This is a genomic window from Mycobacterium lacus (genome assembly GCF_010731535.1).
Taxonomy (GTDB): domain Bacteria; phylum Actinomycetota; class Actinomycetes; order Mycobacteriales; family Mycobacteriaceae; genus Mycobacterium; species Mycobacterium lacus.
This window is the reverse complement of the sequence record NZ_AP022581.1, coordinates 3,354,869-3,371,857: the sequence shown is the minus strand read 5'-3', so window position 1 is coordinate 3,371,857 and position 16,989 is coordinate 3,354,869. Positions and strand designations below refer to the sequence as shown.

13 protein-coding genes and 1 pseudogene are annotated in these 16,989 nt (G+C 68.7%); 8 read left to right on the top strand and 6 right to left on the bottom strand.

Annotated features, from left to right (window positions below; all coding sequences use genetic code 11):
- Positions 1–12 precede the first annotated feature (12 nt).
- The gene (locus G6N24_RS15455; protein WP_085162595.1) at positions 13–1,581 is read right to left on the bottom strand and encodes a dolichyl-phosphate-mannose--protein mannosyltransferase; all 1,569 of its coding nucleotides are present in this window, start codon (positions 1,579–1,581) and stop codon (positions 13–15) included.
- 22 nt (positions 1,582–1,603) lie between these two features.
- On the opposite strand from G6N24_RS15455, the pseudogene G6N24_RS25890 reads away from it, so the two are divergent.
- Both G6N24_RS25890 and rsmI read left to right on the top strand, forming a co-directional pair.
- A pseudogene (locus tag G6N24_RS25890) lies at positions 1,604–1,756 on the top strand (hypothetical protein); the annotation flags it as partial.
- Positions 1,753–2,592, top strand: a complete 840-nt coding sequence (gene rsmI / locus G6N24_RS15450; RefSeq protein ID WP_085162594.1) for a 16S rRNA (cytidine(1402)-2'-O)-methyltransferase — start codon at positions 1,753–1,755, stop codon at positions 2,590–2,592. The pseudogene G6N24_RS25890 and the gene rsmI, both read left to right, overlap by 4 nt.
- Before the next feature lie 23 nt (positions 2,593–2,615).
- Here the strand turns inward: rsmI and G6N24_RS15445 are convergent, their stop codons facing one another.
- The 4 genes from G6N24_RS15445 to G6N24_RS15430 form a co-directional block, all read right to left on the bottom strand.
- Positions 2,616–3,872, bottom strand: coding sequence for a hypothetical protein (locus G6N24_RS15445; RefSeq protein WP_085162593.1), 1,257 nt, complete (start codon positions 3,870–3,872; stop codon positions 2,616–2,618).
- 122 nt (positions 3,873–3,994) lie between these two features.
- On the bottom strand, positions 3,995–5,260 hold the full coding sequence (locus G6N24_RS15440; protein ID WP_179963435.1) for an aminodeoxychorismate synthase component I: 1,266 nt from the start codon (positions 5,258–5,260) through the stop codon (positions 3,995–3,997).
- Between the two features lie 47 nt (positions 5,261–5,307).
- Positions 5,308–6,237: an RNA polymerase sigma-70 factor gene (locus tag G6N24_RS15435; RefSeq protein WP_085162592.1), complete on the bottom strand. Its 930-nt coding sequence runs from the start codon at positions 6,235–6,237 to the stop codon at positions 5,308–5,310.
- Positions 6,234–7,409: an NAD(P)/FAD-dependent oxidoreductase gene (locus G6N24_RS15430; protein WP_085162591.1), complete on the bottom strand. Its 1,176-nt coding sequence runs from the start codon at positions 7,407–7,409 to the stop codon at positions 6,234–6,236. Before G6N24_RS15430 ends, G6N24_RS15435 begins: the two co-directional genes overlap by 4 nt.
- Positions 7,410–7,797: 388 nt before the next feature.
- On the opposite strand from G6N24_RS15430, the gene G6N24_RS15425 reads away from it, so the two are divergent.
- Entirely contained in the window at positions 7,798–9,477 is a 1,680-nt protein-coding gene (locus G6N24_RS15425) for a hypothetical protein (RefSeq protein WP_085162590.1), read from the top strand.
- A 13-nt stretch (positions 9,478–9,490) separates the two neighbouring features.
- Here G6N24_RS15425 and metG read toward each other — a convergent pair whose 3' ends face one another.
- Complete coding sequence (metG, locus tag G6N24_RS15420; protein WP_085162626.1) at positions 9,491–11,035, bottom strand: methionine--tRNA ligase; 1,545 nt, start codon at positions 11,033–11,035, stop codon at positions 9,491–9,493.
- A gap of 20 nt (positions 11,036–11,055) precedes the next feature.
- Between metG and G6N24_RS15415 the strand changes: the two genes are divergently transcribed.
- The 5 genes from G6N24_RS15415 to G6N24_RS15395 all read left to right on the top strand — a co-directional run bounded on the left by G6N24_RS15415 (position 11,056) and on the right by G6N24_RS15395 (position 16,925).
- Positions 11,056–11,904 (top strand): TatD family hydrolase, encoded by an 849-nt coding sequence (locus tag G6N24_RS15415; protein ID WP_085162589.1) that lies wholly within the window; start codon positions 11,056–11,058, stop codon positions 11,902–11,904.
- Positions 11,905–12,063: 159 nt separating this feature from the next.
- Entirely contained in the window at positions 12,064–13,191 is a 1,128-nt protein-coding gene (locus tag G6N24_RS15410) for a resuscitation-promoting factor (protein WP_197743094.1), read from the top strand.
- Positions 13,155–14,063, top strand: a complete 909-nt coding sequence (gene rsmA, locus G6N24_RS15405) for a 16S rRNA (adenine(1518)-N(6)/adenine(1519)-N(6))-dimethyltransferase RsmA (RefSeq protein ID WP_275997516.1) — start codon at positions 13,155–13,157, stop codon at positions 14,061–14,063. Before G6N24_RS15410 ends, rsmA begins: the two co-directional genes overlap by 37 nt.
- A 54-nt stretch (positions 14,064–14,117) precedes the next feature.
- Positions 14,118–15,071, top strand: a complete 954-nt coding sequence (locus tag G6N24_RS15400; RefSeq protein ID WP_085162586.1) for a 4-(cytidine 5'-diphospho)-2-C-methyl-D-erythritol kinase — start codon at positions 14,118–14,120, stop codon at positions 15,069–15,071.
- Between the two features lie 219 nt (positions 15,072–15,290).
- Positions 15,291–16,925: a fatty acyl-AMP ligase gene (locus G6N24_RS15395; protein WP_085162585.1), complete on the top strand. Its 1,635-nt coding sequence runs from the start codon at positions 15,291–15,293 to the stop codon at positions 16,923–16,925.
- Positions 16,926–16,989: the final 64 nt, after the last annotated feature.

Sequence of the window (16,989 nt, the reverse complement as noted above, 5' to 3'; positions counted from 1 at the left end):
CCGACGTGGCAGCTATCGCCAGCTGGGCAGCCAGATCTCCATGTTCCAGGTCTGTTGCGAGATCGGCAGACCGGTGAGCACCGGGAATAGCCAGGCGAAATTCGTCACGACCATGGCCACGTAGCAGCAGACGGCGATCAGTCCGAGCGTGCGACGCTCTGGCCCCTGGTGCGGCTGGTAGAGGATGTCGCCGAGGATCAGCGCGATGCCCATCACGAGGAACGGCGCCATCGCCGCCGCGTAGAAGAAATACATCTGCCGGTCGATGTCGGCGAACCACGGCAACCACCCGGCGCAATAACCAATCAAGACGGCCGCGTATCGCCAGTCGCGACGAACGAACATTCGCCAGGACGCGTACAGCAAGACCGGCACCGCCAGCCACCACATCGCGGGCGTGCCGACGAGCATTTCCGCCTTGACGCACGACTGCGCGCCGCAGCCGGGAACGTTTTGCTGGTCGATGGCGTAGAGCACCGGCCGCAAGGACATCGGCCAACTCCAGGGCTTGGATTCCCACGGGTGGTAGTTGCCCGCGGAATTCGTCAGGCCCGCATGGAATTGGAATGCCTTGGCGGTGTAGTACCACAGCGAGCGGATGGCGTCGGGCAGGGGGACGACGCTGTGCGGACCGATCGTCAGGCCCACCTGGTGCCGGTCGATGGCGGTCTCGGAGGCGAACCACCCTGCGTAGGTGGCCAGGTAGACCCCGAACGGGATGACAGCCAGGGCGTACCCGGTGGGCACGAGGTCACGTCGCAAAGTCCCCAGCCACGGCCTGGGCACCCGGTACTGGCGACGTGCCGCGACGTCGAACGCCAGCGACATCAGGCCGAAGAACAGGATGAAGTACAGGCCGGACCACTTCGTCCCGAACGCCAACCCGAGCAGCACCCCGGCGCCGAAGCGCCACCACCGCACGCCCAGTCGCGGGCCCCACGCGGTATCGGCGATGCGGTCGCCCAGCAGAGCGATATGCATTTGTTGGCGAACTTGGTCGCGGTCCACGATGAGCGCTCCAAACGCGGCGACCACGAAGAACGTGAGAAGCCCGTCGAGCAGCGCCGTCCGGGCCGCGACAAAGCTGACGCCGTCGCAGATGAGCAGCAACCCGGCGACAGCGCCGACCAAGGTCGAGCGGCTGATCCGTCGCACGATTCGGGTCACCAGCGCCACCAGGATCACACCGAGCAGTGCTCCGGTGAATCGCCAGCCGAAGGCGTTGTAGCCAAAGATGGCCTCGCCGATCGCGATCAACTGCTTGCCGACCGGGGGATGAACGACCAACCCGAACCCGGGGTTGTCCTCCACCCCGTGGTTGTGCAGCACCTGCCAGGCCTGCGGCGCGTAGTGCTTCTCGTCGAAGATGGGTGTGCCCGCATCGGTCGGGGACCCCAGATTCAGGAACCGGGTCGCCGTCGCGAGCAGGGTGATCACGACGGTGACGATCCAGCCGCGCACCCGGTCAGTTGGCCCGAAATCGGCTACCGGCACCAGCGGCCCAGGGCTCACGACGGGCACCGCACGCTCCTCGACGGAGTTCTCGGTAAAGACGGGGGATTCTCGGGGCGGGGCGGACATCGGTGTCGATCGTAGGCTGTCCGACATGACCCGCGCCGGCGACGATGCAGTGGGGGCACGCCCCCACAAGTGGGTGGGGGCACCTCCCTCTGGGGGCGTACCCCCACCCGCTTGCGGCGGACGAAGCGATGAGGCGGGGGTACCGTCCACTTGCCGGGGAGAGCGGAGCTCATGACCTCTGGTCGCCTGTTGCTCGGCGCGACCCCGCTGGGCCAGCCGCTGGATGCGTCGCCGCGCCTGATCGACGCGCTGGCCCGCGCCGACGTGGTGGCGGCCGAGGACACCCGTCGGGTGCGGCTGCTGGCCAAGGCGCTCGACGTCCGGATCGGCGGGCGGGTGGTCAGCCTGTACGACCGCGTCGAGGCGGCGCGGGTGACCGCCCTGCTCGAGGCGATCAACGCCGGTGCGACGGTGCTGGTGGTCAGCGACGCGGGCATGCCGGTGATCAGCGATCCCGGCTACCGGCTGGTGGCGGCGTGCGTCGACGCCGGCCTGCGCGTGCAGTGCCTTCCGGGGCCGTCCGCGGTCACTACCGCGCTGGCCGTTTCCGGTCTGCCGTCGGAGAAGTTCTGCTTCGAGGGTTTCGCGCCGCGCAAAAGCTCGGCGCGCCGGGCATGGTTGGCCTCGCTGCTCGACGAGCAGCGCACGTGTGTGTTCTTCGAATCGCCGCGCCGGTTGGCCGCCTGCCTGCGTGACGCCGTCGAGCAGCTGGGTGGCGCGCGCCCCGCGGTCGTCTGTCGGGAGCTGACGAAGGTGCACGAAGAAGTGGTGCGCGGATCGCTGGACGAGCTGGCGACCTGGGCGGCCGACGGCGTGCTCGGCGAGATCACCGTGGTGCTGGCTGGAGCAACCCCACGCGCCGACCTGCCGTCCCTGGTGGCACACGTGGAGGACCTCGTCGCGGGGGGCGTTCGCGTCAAGGACGCCTGCAGCGAGGTGGCCGCGGCGCATCCGGGGGTGCGATCACGCCAGCTCTACGACGCGGTCCTGCATTCACGCCAGGACGGGTGAATTCGCCCAGGACGCGCGTTAGCTCAGGGCGTGCAGAGCGGGATGACGGAGAAGGGCGCACACAGCTGTGGGTGGGGGATCGGCGGTGGTAGCAGCAGCGGTGGTGGAGGTGGTAGCGCCGGCAGCGGCGGGAGACCCACCGGCAACGCGGGCGGCGGCAAGGCGGGCAGGCCCGCCGGGAGGCCGTTCGCCGCCAACGCGGCCACCAACGGTATTGCCTCGGGCGGAATCCCTGGGAGACCCACCCCCGGGACACCGGCCGCCAGCGCCGGAAGATTCGCGGCCAGCGCCGGGAGATTGGCGGCCAGCGCCGCGAGATCCACCCCCGGGACACCGGCCGCCAGCGCCGGAAGATTCGCCGCCAGCGCCGGGAGATTGGCGGCCAGCGCCGCGAGATCCACCCCCGGGACACCGGCCGCCAGCGCCGGGAGATTGGCGGCCAGCGCCGGGAGATTGGCGGCCAGCGCCGCGAGATCCACCCCCGGGACACCCGCGGCCAGCGCCGGGAGGTTGGCGGCCAGCGCGGGAAGATTTGCGGCCAGCGCCGGGACAGCCGCCGCTGCGGCACTCGCCGGGACACCGGCCGCGGGCAACAGCATGCCGGCCGCCGAGGAGACTGCTCCGTTGATTGCGGGTAACAGCCCACTGTTGTTCAGCAGCGTGTAGGCATACGCGATCATTGCCACGGCGCTCGCGGCGCTGGTGGTAAGGCCGATGGCGGTGCCGCCGATGCCGAGGACGCCGGCTACCACCGAGTAGGCCGCGTTCGCCCCGTACGGTATGCCGTACAACGCGGCGGCGGTGCCGACGGCGTTGGATACACCTGGTATGCCGAGGATGTCGGCCGGGTCGGTCAGGTAGGGCAGGCCCGGGACGCCCGGTGCGCCCACACCCGGCACGGCGGGCGTGGCCGTCGGCACGCCAGCTGCTGGCACGCCTGCGCCCGGTACGGCCGCCTCCGGCGCGCCGAGCCCCGGCAGGCTGGCCACTCCGGGCACCGAGCTGGCCGCCATCGGCACCCCGCTCGGTTCCGGAGCCGATCCCGGCACTATCGCATCGCCGGGTGGTGCGGCCGGCGCCGGCGCTGCGTGCTCTGGCGCGGCGCCCTGTCCCGGCTGTGGTGGCTTCGGCATCAGAACCGATTCCAGCCGGTCGCATTGTTGGCCGGCGCTGCACGTCCCGCTCGGCAGTCGCGCCGGTGTGGTCACGGTCAGCGGTGCTACCGCCAGCGCCCCACCTACGGCCGCGGCAGCCGCGGCGCCGACGATGGCGATCCTCATGGCGGCCCCCTCTCGAAGTCGACCCCGTGACGGGCACGGATCGATGGCCTGGAGCTTAAGCGCGCTGGGCCCATGGCGTGGGCGTTACGCAAAATTCAAGGGCTGGTCGAGGCCGGCCGTGCCTAGCTGGTTAACCGGACCGGCGCCTCGGCCGCCGCGGCGGGCGGCCCGACGATGGGCGCCGCCTTGTGCAGGCATTCCTCCCATTCGGCGTCGGGATCCGAGTCGGCGGTGATCCCGCCGCCGACCCCCAGCACGGCGTTGCCCGCGGTGCCGAACTCAACGGTGCGGATCGCGACGTTAAGTTCGCAGCCGGCGATCGGGGATGCCAAACCAACCGTGCCGCAATATATTCCGCGCCGGCGCTGTTCCCATTGCGAAATCAATTGGCGGGCCCGAAGTTTGGGCGTTCCGGTGACCGAGGCCGGCGGGAAGGCGGCGTCCACCAACGTCGGCGTCGGCAGCTCGACCGGAACCCGTGCCGACACCGTCGACACCAGGTGCCACACGCCCGGCGCACGCCGCACGACCAACAGCTCGGGCACCGTTACCGTGCCGGTGATCGCCACCCGGCCAAGATCATTGCGGACCAGGTCCACGATCATGATGTTCTCGGCGACCTCTTTGGGCGACGCGCGCAACGCCGACGGCCAGGCATCCAACGGCAGGGTGCCCTTGATCGGGCTGGACGTCACGACGGCACCGCTGCGGCGCAGGAAAAGTTCCGGCGACAGCGATGCGACCGCGCCCCACGGTCCGGCCACGTAGGCCGCCCGCGCCGGAGAGGTGCGGGCGACCAGGTCGATGAAGAAGTCCAGCGGGGTCCCGGTGAGTGTGCCGGTGAACCGGGTGCACACGCAGGCCTGGTAGACCTCGCCGGCGGCGATCGCCTCCAGGCAGGCCAGCACCGCGGCGCGGTGCGCCTCCCGATCGGGCGCTCCCCAGTCGATCCGGCACGTCGGCGCCGGTTCATCGGCCGGTGCGGCTAATGCGCTGGCCAGCCAGTCCGGCATCGGCGCACCAGACAGGCTCTCGTACCACCAGTGACCGTCGCGGTCATGGCGCAGCACACAGTCGGTCCAGCCGCCGGCGACTTCGGGGATCCGGCTTCCCCGCCCGTCGCCCCCAGGGTCCGGGTAGCTCCGGTAGCCGATCCAGCCGCCGCCCACCGAGTCGGAGCCGGGCGTCGGCGAAGCCGGCCGGACCGCGAATGCGTCGTCGGCGGCCACCGGTTGCACGGCCAGGCTTGGTGCGATCACCGCCCGTGCGCCGAACCACTCCCCGGTCAGCGCGGCCGGCGGTGGCAGATCGAGCCGGCGGGTGGCGTCGCCGACGGCCCGCAGCACGCTGGGTGCGGCGCCAAGATCGCCCAGCGGGTCGATTCGCACAGCCCTAGCTTGACAGAACGGACGATCTTCGCACGCCAGGACGGGGTTCAGCGCCGGCTGATCTCGCGTGGGTTGGTCAGCGCCGCCAGCTTGTCGGGGTTGCGCATCACATAGAAGTTGGTGATCTTGTCGTCGCGGATTTCCAGCGTGATCACCCCTTCGAGGTGTCCGCCCAGGTAGAGCAACACCGCGGGGGCGCTGTTGCACGTCACCGTCTGCGCGTGGAACTGGGCCATCGCCGAAGCCCTGCGCATCAGCCCGGCGATGGCCCTGGCCACCCGCTCGGCGCCAACCACCGGCCGGCGGGCCGCGCTCACCTTGCCGCCGCTGTCGGCCATCCAGGTGGCGTCCGGGGCGAGCATCGTCATCAGCGCTTCCACGTCGCCGCTGGCCGCGGTGGCCAGGAACTGGGTGGTGATCTGCGCGTTGCGTTGCGGATCCACGGTGTCGAAGCGCTTCCGTCGCGCCCGCACGTGTTCACGTGCCCGGTGCGCGACCTGCCGCACGGTCGCCGCCGGCTTGCCCACGGCCTCGGCAATCTCGCCGTAGTCGAAGCCGAACACCTCGCGCAGCACGAACACGGCACGTTCGTCGGGGCTCAGTGTTTCCAGCAGCACCAGCATCGCCATCGAAACCGATTCCGCCAGAACGACATCGGCTGATGGGTCCTGGTCGTCGAGGAGCAGCGGCTCGGGCAGCCACGGCCCCACGTACTCCTCCCGCCGGCGGGCGTCGGCTCGCAACGCGTTGAGCGCCTGGCGGGTCACCAGCCTCGCGAGATAGGACTTGGTATCGCGCACGGTGGACAGGTCGACGGTGGCCCAGCGCAGATAGCTGTCCTGCAGCACATCGTCGGCTTCGGTTGCCGAGCCCAGGATTTCGTAGGCGATGGTGAACAGCAGCGCTCGCAGCAGGGTGAACCGTTCGGCGTGTTCACCGCCCGACCCGCCGGCCGACCCGCCTGGTGAAGAAGTCATTGGAGCGCGACCTGCTGGCCGGCCGGCGCCTGCGCGGGCCGCGTGCCGCCCCTGAACCAGCGGTAGGTGCCGGGTTTGGCGGCCTCACGCCGGATGGCCCACAGCGTGCCCTTGCAGACGGCTTCCTTGATCGACGCGGCGCTGCGCCCGGCCACCACCACGTTCACCGGGGTGTCGTCGCCGCGTGCCAGCTGGATCGTGCCGTGTCTGCGGCCCAGGCTGACGCATTGCCCGACGAACGCCTGGTTCAGTGCCGCGGGGGAACGTCCGGCGATGCGGCTGAGCACCGTGTTGGCCGCCTGCGCCGCCAACGGCCCGGCCGCCTGGCAGCTCATCCGCAGTGGCTGGCCCGACGGTGCGGCGGCGTCGCCCGCGGCGACGATGCGCTCGTCGTCGACGCTGGTCAGCGTTTCGTCGGTGAGCAGCCGGCCCAGGGCGTCGGTGCGCAGCCCGCTGCGGGCGGCCAGATCCGGCACACCGAAACCCGCCGTCCACACCGTCACCGCGCTGGGCAGCACGGCGCCGTCGGCGAGCACCACCGCGTCCCACCGAACCTGGCTGACCGCCGCGGATTCCAGCACGCTCACGCCGAGTTTGCGCAGCTGCTTGGCCACCGAACGCCGGCCGCGCGCGCTCAACGACGGCCCCAGCATGCCGCCGCAGACCAGGCTCACGCGGCGGCCCTGTTCGGCGAGCTCGGAAGCGGTCTCGATGCCGGTCAGGCCGCCGCCGACCACGGTGATGGCGGCGTCGGGGTGCAGATCGGCCAACGCATAGCGCAACCGCTTGGCGCTTTCCAGATCGGCGACCGAATAAGCGAATTCGGCCGCGCCCGCCACCGCCGGGGTCGCCCCGGTGCTGCCCACAGCGTAGATGAGGTAGTCGTAGTCCAGCACGGCGCCCGAGGTCAGCAGCAGCCGGCGGGCAGCGGTGTGGATGCGCTCGGCGCTATCGACCACCAGTCCGATGCCGTCACCGAGCAGTGTGGCGTAGTCGGCGGTGGCGGTGCCGGTGCCGGCGACCAACTGGTGCAAGCGGATTCGCTCGACGAAGACCGGACGCGGGTTGACCAGCCTGATGTCGATGTCGGCGCACTGGCGCAAGTGGTTGGCGGCCAGGGTGCCGGCGTATCCGCCGCCGACGACGACGACGTGGGTGCGTTGGTGGTTCATCTGAGGTCTCCTAGTTTCTCATGGGACTTGTGCCCTTCAGACACCGCAGACCGGCCGGGCGTGACAATCGGGGCCGCGAGTGTGAGCTGTTTCACTGGTGGGCGCTCGCCCGTCGTTTTCGGGGCCCGGCTTGGGACCCGGGTCGAGGGGCGCGCATGTTAGTCTTCCCGACTAACGTGGATTCGGGGCTCGCCCCGGTCCGGGTGCGCCTAGCGGTCAACCAGGCGAAGCAAGAAACCCTTTCGATGTGCATCGGCGCGCATCCGAAGGAGCCGTCTTGCGGATCGTGCGCCTGATGGGGCGCGTCGTCCATAATTTGTCGAGTCGCCGACGCTTCGTGCGATCTAGCTCAATTGTGAGATTGGTTGGAAACAATTAGTTGGAAACAATGAGAAAGAACGCGCTGGTCTTTTGGGTCTCTGTCGCGTGCGCGGCGTTGGCGCTCAACGGGTGTAGCAGCCCGGGCCCCAGCGGTCCCTTGACCGCGATGGTGAGTCCGGCCATACCGGCCAGCGCGCAGGAGATCGCCAACCCGCTACGCGGCCAGTACGAAGACCTCATGGAACCCCTTTTCCCGCAAGGTGTTCCGGCGCAAAAGCGCTATCCGGCGTGGCCCGCATCGTACGACGCCAGTTTGCGGGTTTCGTGGCGGCAACTGCAGCCCGCCGATCCGGGCACGCTTCCGCCCGACGCGCCCGACGATCGCAAGTACGACTTCAGCGTGATCGACGACACGCTGGCCAAGCTGGCCGAGCGCGGCATGCGGCTGACGCTGCGGGTGTACGCCTACAACTCCTGTTGCAACGCTTCGTATCCGAACAACACCAACATCGCGATCCCCGACTGGGAACGGGCGCGTCCGGGCACCAGCACCAGCTATCCCGGTCCGCCGAACGGTCCGTCGGCCGGGGTGACGCAGGTGGTACCCAACTTCAATGACCCCACCTATCTCAACGATTTCGGGCAGCTGCTCGCCGCGCTCGGTCGCCGCTACGACGGTGATGAGCGGCTCAGCGTTTTCGAGTTCTCCGGGTATGGGGACTCGAGCGAAAATCACGTCGCCTATCTGCGTGACGCCCTCGGCGCGCCCGGTCCCGCGCCCGACGACAGCGTCGCGGCCCTGGGCTATTTCAGTCAGTTCCGTGATCAGGACATCACCACCGCCTCCATTCGGCGGTTGGTCGCGGCGAACGTCGACGCTTTTCCCCACACCCAGTTGGTGGTAATCCCGAACAATCCCGAAATCGTGCGCGCATTGCTCGCCGACGACGTCACCAAGAAACTTTCGGCGCCGGTCGGCATTCGCTCGGATTGCCTGGGTGTCCACGCGCCGATGCCGGCGTGGGCCGAGGGCAGCGGTGCCCATTACGCGCAGACCAGTGACCCGGTCGTCGCCGCGCTCCGGCAGCGGCTTGCGACGGCGCCGGTGATCACCGAGTGGTGCAGGTTGCCGAGCGGAACTTCACCGCAGTCCTACTACGAGAAGGGCCTGCACGACGTCATCAAGTACCACGTGTCGATGGCGTCGAGCGTCAACTTCCCGGACCAGTCCGCAACCGCACCGATGGATCCGAAGCTATACCTGCTGTGGGCGCAGGCCAACGCGACGGCCGGCTATCGGTACACGGTCGAGGCGCGGCCGGGATCGCAATCGGTGCGCGACAGGGTGGCGGCGATATCGGTCACGTGGACCAACAACGGCTCCGCCGCCGCCACCGAGAAATGGGTGCCCGGCTACCGTCTGGTGGATTTCACGGGGGCAGTGGTTGCGACGATCCCGGCGACCGTGGACCTGAAGGGTTTGGTTACCGATCAGTCCGGCAGCAGCGACCAGCCGACGCCAGCGTCGGTCACCGAGTCGGTGCACGTTGACCTGGCGGGCTTGCCGGCCGGTCATTACACGCTGAGGGCGGCGGCCCAATGGCAACAGCACAAGCCCAACGGCACACATGTGGTGAACTATCCGCCGATGCACCTGGCCCGCGACGGCCGTGACGACTCGGGTTGGTATCCGATCGCGACGCTCGACGTACCGCGCGAAGTGCCGACGTCGGCGAATCCGCAATAAAGCCCAGAGCCAGCTAGTCAGGCTGGTAGCGCGGAAACACTCCCGCGGGCGCCGGCAGCACCGTGCCGGGCGTCAGCCGCGCGCCCACCGCGGCAAATGCCCGCTGGTCTTCGGCCTGGCCCAGCAGGTCCAACAGCTTGCCCGCTGACTCCGGCATGACCGGCTGCATCAGCAGCGCCGCGATGCGCACCGCCTCGCAGGTGGTGTACAGGACGGTGCGGAACCTGGCCTGATCGGCCGCGGACTCGCTCTTGCGAAGCACCCACGGCTGCTGGGCCGAAAAGTATCTGTTCGCTTCGCCGAGCATCAGCCAGATCGCCTCTAAGGCCAGGTGCATCGCCTGGTCGTCGAAATTGGCGCGCACCCGCTCCAACAAGCCGTCGGCCGTCGCCAGCAGCGCGGTGTCGGCCTCGGTGAACTCACCCGGTTCGGGCACCACCCCGTCGAGGTTCTTGGCAACCATCGACAACGACCGCTGGGCGAGGTTGCCCAGCTCGTTGGCCAGGTCGGTGTTGATCCGGGTGATGATGCCCTCGTCGCTGTAGCTGCCGTCCTGGCCGAACGGGACCTCGCGCAACAGGAAGTAGCGGACCTGGTCCACTCCGAACGTCTCGACCAGCGTCACCGGGTCGACGACATTGCCCACCGACTTGCTCATCTTCTCGCCGCGGTTGAGCAGAAACCCGTGCGCGAAAATCCTTCGTGGCAGCTCGATTCCGGCCGACATCAAAAATGCCGGCCAATACACGGCATGGAACCTGATGATGTCCTTGCCGATCATGTGCAAATCGGGGGGCCAGTAGCGGCGGAACAGCTCGGAGCCGGCGTCGGGGTAGCCGGCGCCGGTCAGGTAGTTGGTCAGCGCGTCGACCCAGACGTACATGACGTGGTCGGGGTGCTCGGGTACCGGCACGCCCCAGTTGAACGAGGTGCGCGAGATGGACAGGTCGCGCAGCCCACCGGAGACAAAGCTGACCACCTCGTTGCGCCGCACATCGGGCGCGATGAAGTCCGGGTTGGCCTCGTAGTGGGCCAGCAGTTTGTCGGTATACGCCGAGAGCCGGAAGAAGTATGTCTGCTCTTCGGTCCAGGTCACCGGCGCGCCGGTTTCGATGGCCAGCCGGGTTCCGTCCTCGGCGAGGCGGGTCTCGGATTCGACGAAGAACCGCTCGTCGCGCACCGAATACCACCCGGAGTAGGCGTCGAGGTAGATGTCACCCGCGGCCGACATCCGCCGCCAGATCTCCTTGGACGCCTCGTAGTGGTCGGCGTCGGTGGTGCGAATGAAGCGGTCGAAGGAGATGTTCAAGTTCTCCTGCAGGCGCTGGAACACGTCTGAGTTGCGCCGGGCCAACTCGGCGGTCGGTAGGCCTTCAGCGGCGGCGGCCTGGGCGACCTTGAGGCCGTGCTCGTCGGTGCCGGTCAAGAAGCGCACGTCGAAGCCGTCGAGCCGCTTGAACCGGGCGATCGCGTCGGTGGCGATGTACTCGTACGCGTGTCCCAGGTGCGGGGCGGCGTTGGGATAGGTGATCGCGGTGGTGACGTAATAGGGCTTCATGTCGGACTCCACCCTATTGTGTGCGCGTGAGCTCCAGCCGCCGTGTCGAACGCGGAGCGCCGCCCGCTCCGGAGCCCCTGGCGCCCTTGATCGACGCCCACACCCACCTCGACGCGTGCGGCGCCGCCGATGGCGACGGAGTGCGGGCCATCGTCGACCGCGCCGCGGCGGTCGGCGTGGACGCGGTGGTCACCGTCGCCGACGACCTGGACTCGGCACGCTGGGTCACCCGGGCCGCCGAGTGGCACCCGCGGGTGTATGCCGCGGTGGCGCTGCACCCCACCCGCGCCGACGCCCTCAGCGATGACGCCCGCGCCGAGATCGAGGAGCTGGCGTCGCATCCGCGGGCGGTGGCCGTCGGCGAGACCGGCATGGATATGTACTGGCCGGGGCGGCTGGCCGGGTGCGCGCAGCCGGACGTGCAGCGGGAGGCGTTCGCGTGGCACATCGACCTGGCCAAGCGGATCGGCAAACCGCTGATGATCCACAATCGCGAGGCCGACGCCGAGGTGCTCGACGTGCTGCGGGCCGAGGGCGCGCCCGACACCGTGATCTTTCACTGCTTCTCGTCGGACAGCGCCATGGCCCGCGAGTGTGTGGCCGCGGGGTGGCTGGTCAGCCTGTCCGGGACGGTGAGCTTCCGTAATGCTCGTGACCTACGGGAAGCCGTCCCGCTGATTCCGGTGGAGCAGCTGTTGGTCGAAACGGACGCGCCGTTCTTGACCCCGCATCCCTACCGGGGCGCAGCGAACGAGCCGTACTGCCTGCCCTACACCGTGCGGGCCCTGGCTGAGCTGGTCAATCGGCGTCCGGAGGAACTGGCGCTCATCACCACGAGCAATGCCCGTCGGGTCTATCGACTTGGGTGAGGGCGAACCGACCGCCTATACCAGTATCGCGCCGGAGTTGCTGAACGTTGGCCGGTTCGTTACCGTCTTGTGATCGAACGGGTGGGCCTGCATGGCCCATTTTGTCATTTTCCGCTGTGAGGGTCGTCAAGTGTTGCCTAGGTCGGGGATAGCTGCGAATTGACTGTACTCAAACAACTTCACCAGACCCCATCACCGATGTTGCGCCTCGTGGTAGGCGCGCTGTTGCTCGTATTGACGTGCGCCGGAGGCTATGCGATCTCCGCGTGCAAGACGGTGACGTTGACCGTCGACGGAACGGCGATGCGGGTGACCACGATGAGGTCGCGGGTGATCGACATCATCAAAGAGAACGGGTTCTCCGTTGGCGAGCGTGACGACCTGTACCCGGCCGGTGATGTTGTGGTCCATGATGCGGAAAACATCGTGCTGCGGCGCAGCCGGCCGTTGGAGATCTCGTTGGACGGCCACGACGCCAAGAGGGTTTGGACGACGGCGTCCACCGTCGACGAGGCGCTGGCCCAACTTGCGATGACAGACACGGCCCCCGCCGCGGCTTCGCGCGGCAGCCGTGTTCCGCTGGCGGGCATGGCGTTGCCGGTTGTGTCCGCCAAGACGGTGCAGATCAACGACGCCGGCGCGGTGCGCACGGTGCACCTGCCGGCTCCCAATGTCGCTGGGCTGCTGGCCGCCGCCGGCGTCCCGCTGCTGGGCAGCGACCAGGTGGTGCCCGGTGCGACGTCGCCGATCGTCGACGGCATGCAGATCGAGGTGACCCGGAATCGCATCGAGAGGGTCACCGAGCGGTTGCCGCTGCTGCCGAACGCGCGCCGCATCGAGGACCCCGAGATGAACATGAGCCGTGCGGTCGTCGAGGACCCCGGAACTCCGGGTACGCAGGATGTGACGTTCGCGGTCGCCGAGGTCAACGGCGTCGAGACCGGTCGGCTGCCCGTCGCCAACGTGGTGGTGACGCCGGCCCGCGAAGCGGTGGTGCGAGTGGGGACCAAGCCCGGCACCGAGGTGCCCCCGGTGTCCGACGGGGACGTCTGGGATGCCATCGCGGGCTGTGAGGCCGGCGGAAACTGGGCGATCAACACCGGCAACGGGTATTACGGTGGTGTGCAGTTCGACCAGGGGACCTGGGAGCGCAATGGCGGGCTGCGGTATGCGCCCCGTGCGGACCTCGCCACCCGCGAGGAGCAGATCGCGGTTGCCGAGGTGACTCGGCAGCGCCAAGGCTGGGCCGCCTGGCCGGTGTGCAGTGGACGAGCGGGTGCACGCTGACCATCCGGCTGCTGGGGCGCACCGAGATCCGGCGGCTGGCCAAGGACCTCGATTTTCGGCCACGGAAATCCCTCGGGCAGAACTTCGTTCACGACGCCAACACGGTGCGGCGGGTGGTGTCGGCCTCCGGGGTTTGCCGTTCTGACCATGTCCTGGAGGTAGGTCCGGGCCTCGGCTCGCTCACGCTGGCGCTGCTCGACCGCGGCGCTACCGTCACCGCCGTCGAGATGGATCCGGTGTTGGCCGGTCGGCTGCCGCAGACCGTCGCGGAGCATTCGCACAGCGAAATTTACCGGCTGACGGTGTTGGGTCGCGACGTCCTGTCGCTTCGGAAGGCGGACTTGGCCGCCGAGCCGACAGCGGTGGTCGCCAACCTCCCGTACAACGTCGCGGTCCCCGCGCTGCTGCATGTGCTTGCCGAATTTCCGTCCATCCGCGGCGTGACGGTGATGGTGCAAGCCGAGGTCGCCGAACGGCTTGCCGCCGAGCCCGGCGGCAAGGAATACGGCGTGCCCAGCGTCAAGGTGCGCTTCTTTGGACGGGTTCGTCGCTGCGGCACGGTGTCTCCGACGGTCTTCTGGCCAATCCCACGCGTCTATTCCGGGCTGGTACGCATCGACCGGTACGAGACTCCGCCATGGCCGACCGACGAAGCCTTCCGTGAGCGGGTGTTCGAACTGGTGGACATCGCGTTCGCGCAGCGGCGCAAGACATCTCGTAACGCGTTCGCCGAGTGGGCGGGCTCGGGAAACGAGTCGGCGAATCGATTGCTCGCGGCCAGCATCGACCCCGCCCGTCGCGGGGAGACGCTGTCCATCGACGACTTCGTGCGGCTGTTGCGCCGCTCGGGTGACTGGGCTTCGGCGAGCTGACGCCCGGCTGGGTTTCGAGACGGTCGCGGCGATAGTCTGCTGCGGTGGCAGGCAATGTCTGACGGCAACACCGCCGAGCTGTGGGTGCCCACCGGGTCGGTCACCGTTCGGGTTCCCGGAAAGGTCAACCTCTACCTGGCGGTCGGTGATCGCCGCGACGACGGTTATCACGAGCTGACGACGGTGTTTCACGCCGTCTCGCTGGTCGACGAGGTGACGGTGCGCAACGCCGATGTGCTGTCGCTCGAGCTCGTCGGCGAGGGAGCCGACCAGTTGCCCACCGACGAGCGCAACCTGGCCTGGCAGGCCGCCGAGCTGATGGCCGACCACGTGGGCCGGGCACCCGACGTGTCGATCATGATCGACAAATCCATTCCGGTGGCCGGTGGGATGGCGGGCGGCAGCGCGGATGCGGCCGCCGTGCTGGTCGCGATGAACTCCCTGTGGGAACTCAACGTGCCCCGCCGCGACCTGCGCATGCTCGCCGCGCGGCTGGGCAGCGACGTGCCATTCGCCCTGCACGGAGGCACCGCGCTGGGGACCGGTCGCGGCGAGGAGCTGGCCACCGTGTTGTCGCGCAACACCTTCCACTGGGTGCTGGCGTTTGCCGATAGCGGCCTGCCCACGCCGGCGGTGTTCGCCGAGCTGGATCGGCTGCGGGAGGTCGGTGATCCCCCGCGGCTGGACGAACCCGGGCCGGTGCTGGCCGCCCTGGCCGCCGGCGATCCGGAGCAGCTGGCGCCGCTGCTGGGCAACGAATTGCAGCCGGCCGCGGTGAGCCTGGATCCGGCGCTGCGGCGCGCGCTGCGCGCCGGTGTGCAAGCCGGTGCTTTGGCGGGCGTCGTGTCCGGCTCGGGCCCGACGTGTGCCTTCCTGTGCGCGTCGGCGGCCTCGGCGCTCGACATCGGCGCGCAGCTCTCGGGGGCGGGTGTGTGCCGCACCGTTAGAGTGGCCACCGGACCGGTGCCCGGAGCCCGGGTGATCCCGGCGCCGACGACCTCCCAATAACTGACGTGTGACGGGAATGTGAAATCTGCCTCAAATCGTGCGAGCGTTTGGCAGTTACTTAAGAGTTGCTTAAGATAATCCGCGGTGTAGGGGTCCAGGACCCATCACCGAACCGAGACCTAACCGCTCCCCAAATGTTTGCGCGCGCCTGCTGCGAAGTGGCATCCAGCAAGCGGAACATGAAGTCCGGACCTTGGGGCCGGAACCGAGGAGGTTGCTGTGAGCAGGTTTACCGACAAGATGTTCCGCAATGCTCGCGAGAGCACCAAGGGCATGGTTACCGGTGAACCGCACATGCCGGTCCGGCACACGTGGGGCGAGGTGCATCAGCGGGCGCGCCGGATAGCCGGTGGGCTCGCGGCCGTCGGCGTAGGCCGCGGCGACGCGGTCGGTGTGCTGGCGGGCGCGCCCGTCGAGATCGCTCCGACCGCCCAAGGTCTGTGGATGCGCGGCGCCAGTCTGACCATGCTGCATCAGCCCACCCCCCGCACCGACTTGGCGGCGTGGGCCGAAGACACCACCACCGTGGTCGACATGATCGAGGCCAAGGCGGTCGTCGTCTCCGATCCGTTCCTGGCCGCCGTTCCGGTGCTGGCCGAGCGCGGCATCAAGGTGCTGACCGTCGAGCAGTTGCTGGCATCCGATCCGATCGACCCGGTCGGGGCCGACGAGGACGACCTGGCGTTGATGCAATTGACGTCTGGGTCCACAGGTTCACCCAAAGCTGTCCAGATCACCCACCGCAACCTGTTCGCCAATCTCGAGGCGATGTACATCAGCGCCGAGTACAACGCCGACACCGACGTGATGGTCAGCTGGCTACCGCTGTTCCACGACATGGGGATGATCGGCTTCTTGACCGTGCCGATGTACTTCGGCGGTGAGCTGGTCAAGGTCACCCCGATGGACTTCATGCGGGACACGCTGCTGTGGGCCAAGCTGATCGACAAGTACCAGGGGACGATGACGGCCGCCCCCAACTTCGCCTATTCGCTGTTCGCCAAGCGGCTGCGCAAGCAGGCCAAGCCCGGCCAGTTCGACCTGTCCACGTTGCGCTTCGCGCTGTCCGGCGCCGAGCCCGTCGAGCCGGCCGACGTCGAGGACCTGTGCGAGGCCGGCGCGCCGTTCGGGCTCAAGCCGCAGGCGATCTTGCCGGCCTACGGAATGGCCGAGATCACGCTCGCGGTGTCGTTCTCCCAGTGTGGCGCCGGCCTGGTGGTCGATGAGGTGGACGCCGACCTGCTGGCCGCACTGCGCCGTGCGGTGCCGGCCACCAAGGGCAACACCCGTCGCCTGGCCTCGCTGGGGCCGCTATTGCAGGGCATCGAGGCTCGCATTGTCGACGAGGACGGCAACGTGCTGCCGACCCGGGGTGTCGGCGTGATCGAATTGCGCGGCGAATCGGTCTCCCCGGGCTATCTCACGATGGGCGGCTTCATCCCGGCGCAGGACCGGCACGGCTGGTATGACACCGGTGACCTTGGCTACCGGCTGGAGAACGGTCACGTCGTGGTGTGTGGTCGGGTCAAGGACGTCATCATCATGGCCGGCCGGAACATCTACCCGACCGACATCGAGCGGGCCGCAGGCCGGGTCGAGGGTGTCCGGCCCGGGTGCGCGGTGGCGGTCCGGCTCGACGCCGGGCACTCGCGCGAGACGTTCGCCGTCGCCGTCGAGTCGAACGCCTTCGAGGATCCCGCCGAGGTGCGCCGCATCGAGCACCAGGTGGCCCACGAGGTACTCAAAGAGGTCGACGTGCGGCCACGCAACGTCGTGGTTCTCGGTCCCGGGACTATCCCGAAGACGCCGTCGGGCAAGCTGCGGCGGTCCAACTCGCTGGCACTCGTTACGTAGCTTTCCTTTCGCGAGCTGGGGGCGCCTCCCGTTTGCGAGCAGACGCAAAAGCCCCCGAATCCCA

Bases quoted from the DNA above. Each gene is read 5' to 3' on its own strand.
- rsmI (WP_085162594.1), top strand. From the start codon at position 1,753: ATGACCTCTGGTCGCCTGTTGCTCGGCGCGACCCCGCTGGGCCAGCCG.
- G6N24_RS15455 (WP_085162595.1), bottom strand. From the start codon at position 1,581: ATGTCCGCCCCGCCCCGAGAATCCCCCGTCTTTACCGAGAACTCCGTC.
- metG (WP_085162626.1), bottom strand. From the start codon at position 11,035: ATGAAGCCCTATTACGTCACCACCGCGATCACCTATCCCAACGCCGCC.
- G6N24_RS15445 (WP_085162593.1), bottom strand. From the start codon at position 3,872: ATGAGGATCGCCATCGTCGGCGCCGCGGCTGCCGCGGCCGTAGGTGGG.
- G6N24_RS15435 (WP_085162592.1), bottom strand. From the start codon at position 6,237: ATGACTTCTTCACCAGGCGGGTCGGCCGGCGGGTCGGGCGGTGAACAC.
- G6N24_RS15400 (WP_085162586.1), top strand. From the start codon at position 14,118: ATGTCTGACGGCAACACCGCCGAGCTGTGGGTGCCCACCGGGTCGGTC.
- G6N24_RS15430 (WP_085162591.1), bottom strand. From the start codon at position 7,409: ATGAACCACCAACGCACCCACGTCGTCGTCGTCGGCGGCGGATACGCC.
- G6N24_RS15425 (WP_085162590.1), top strand. From the start codon at position 7,798: ATGAGAAAGAACGCGCTGGTCTTTTGGGTCTCTGTCGCGTGCGCGGCG.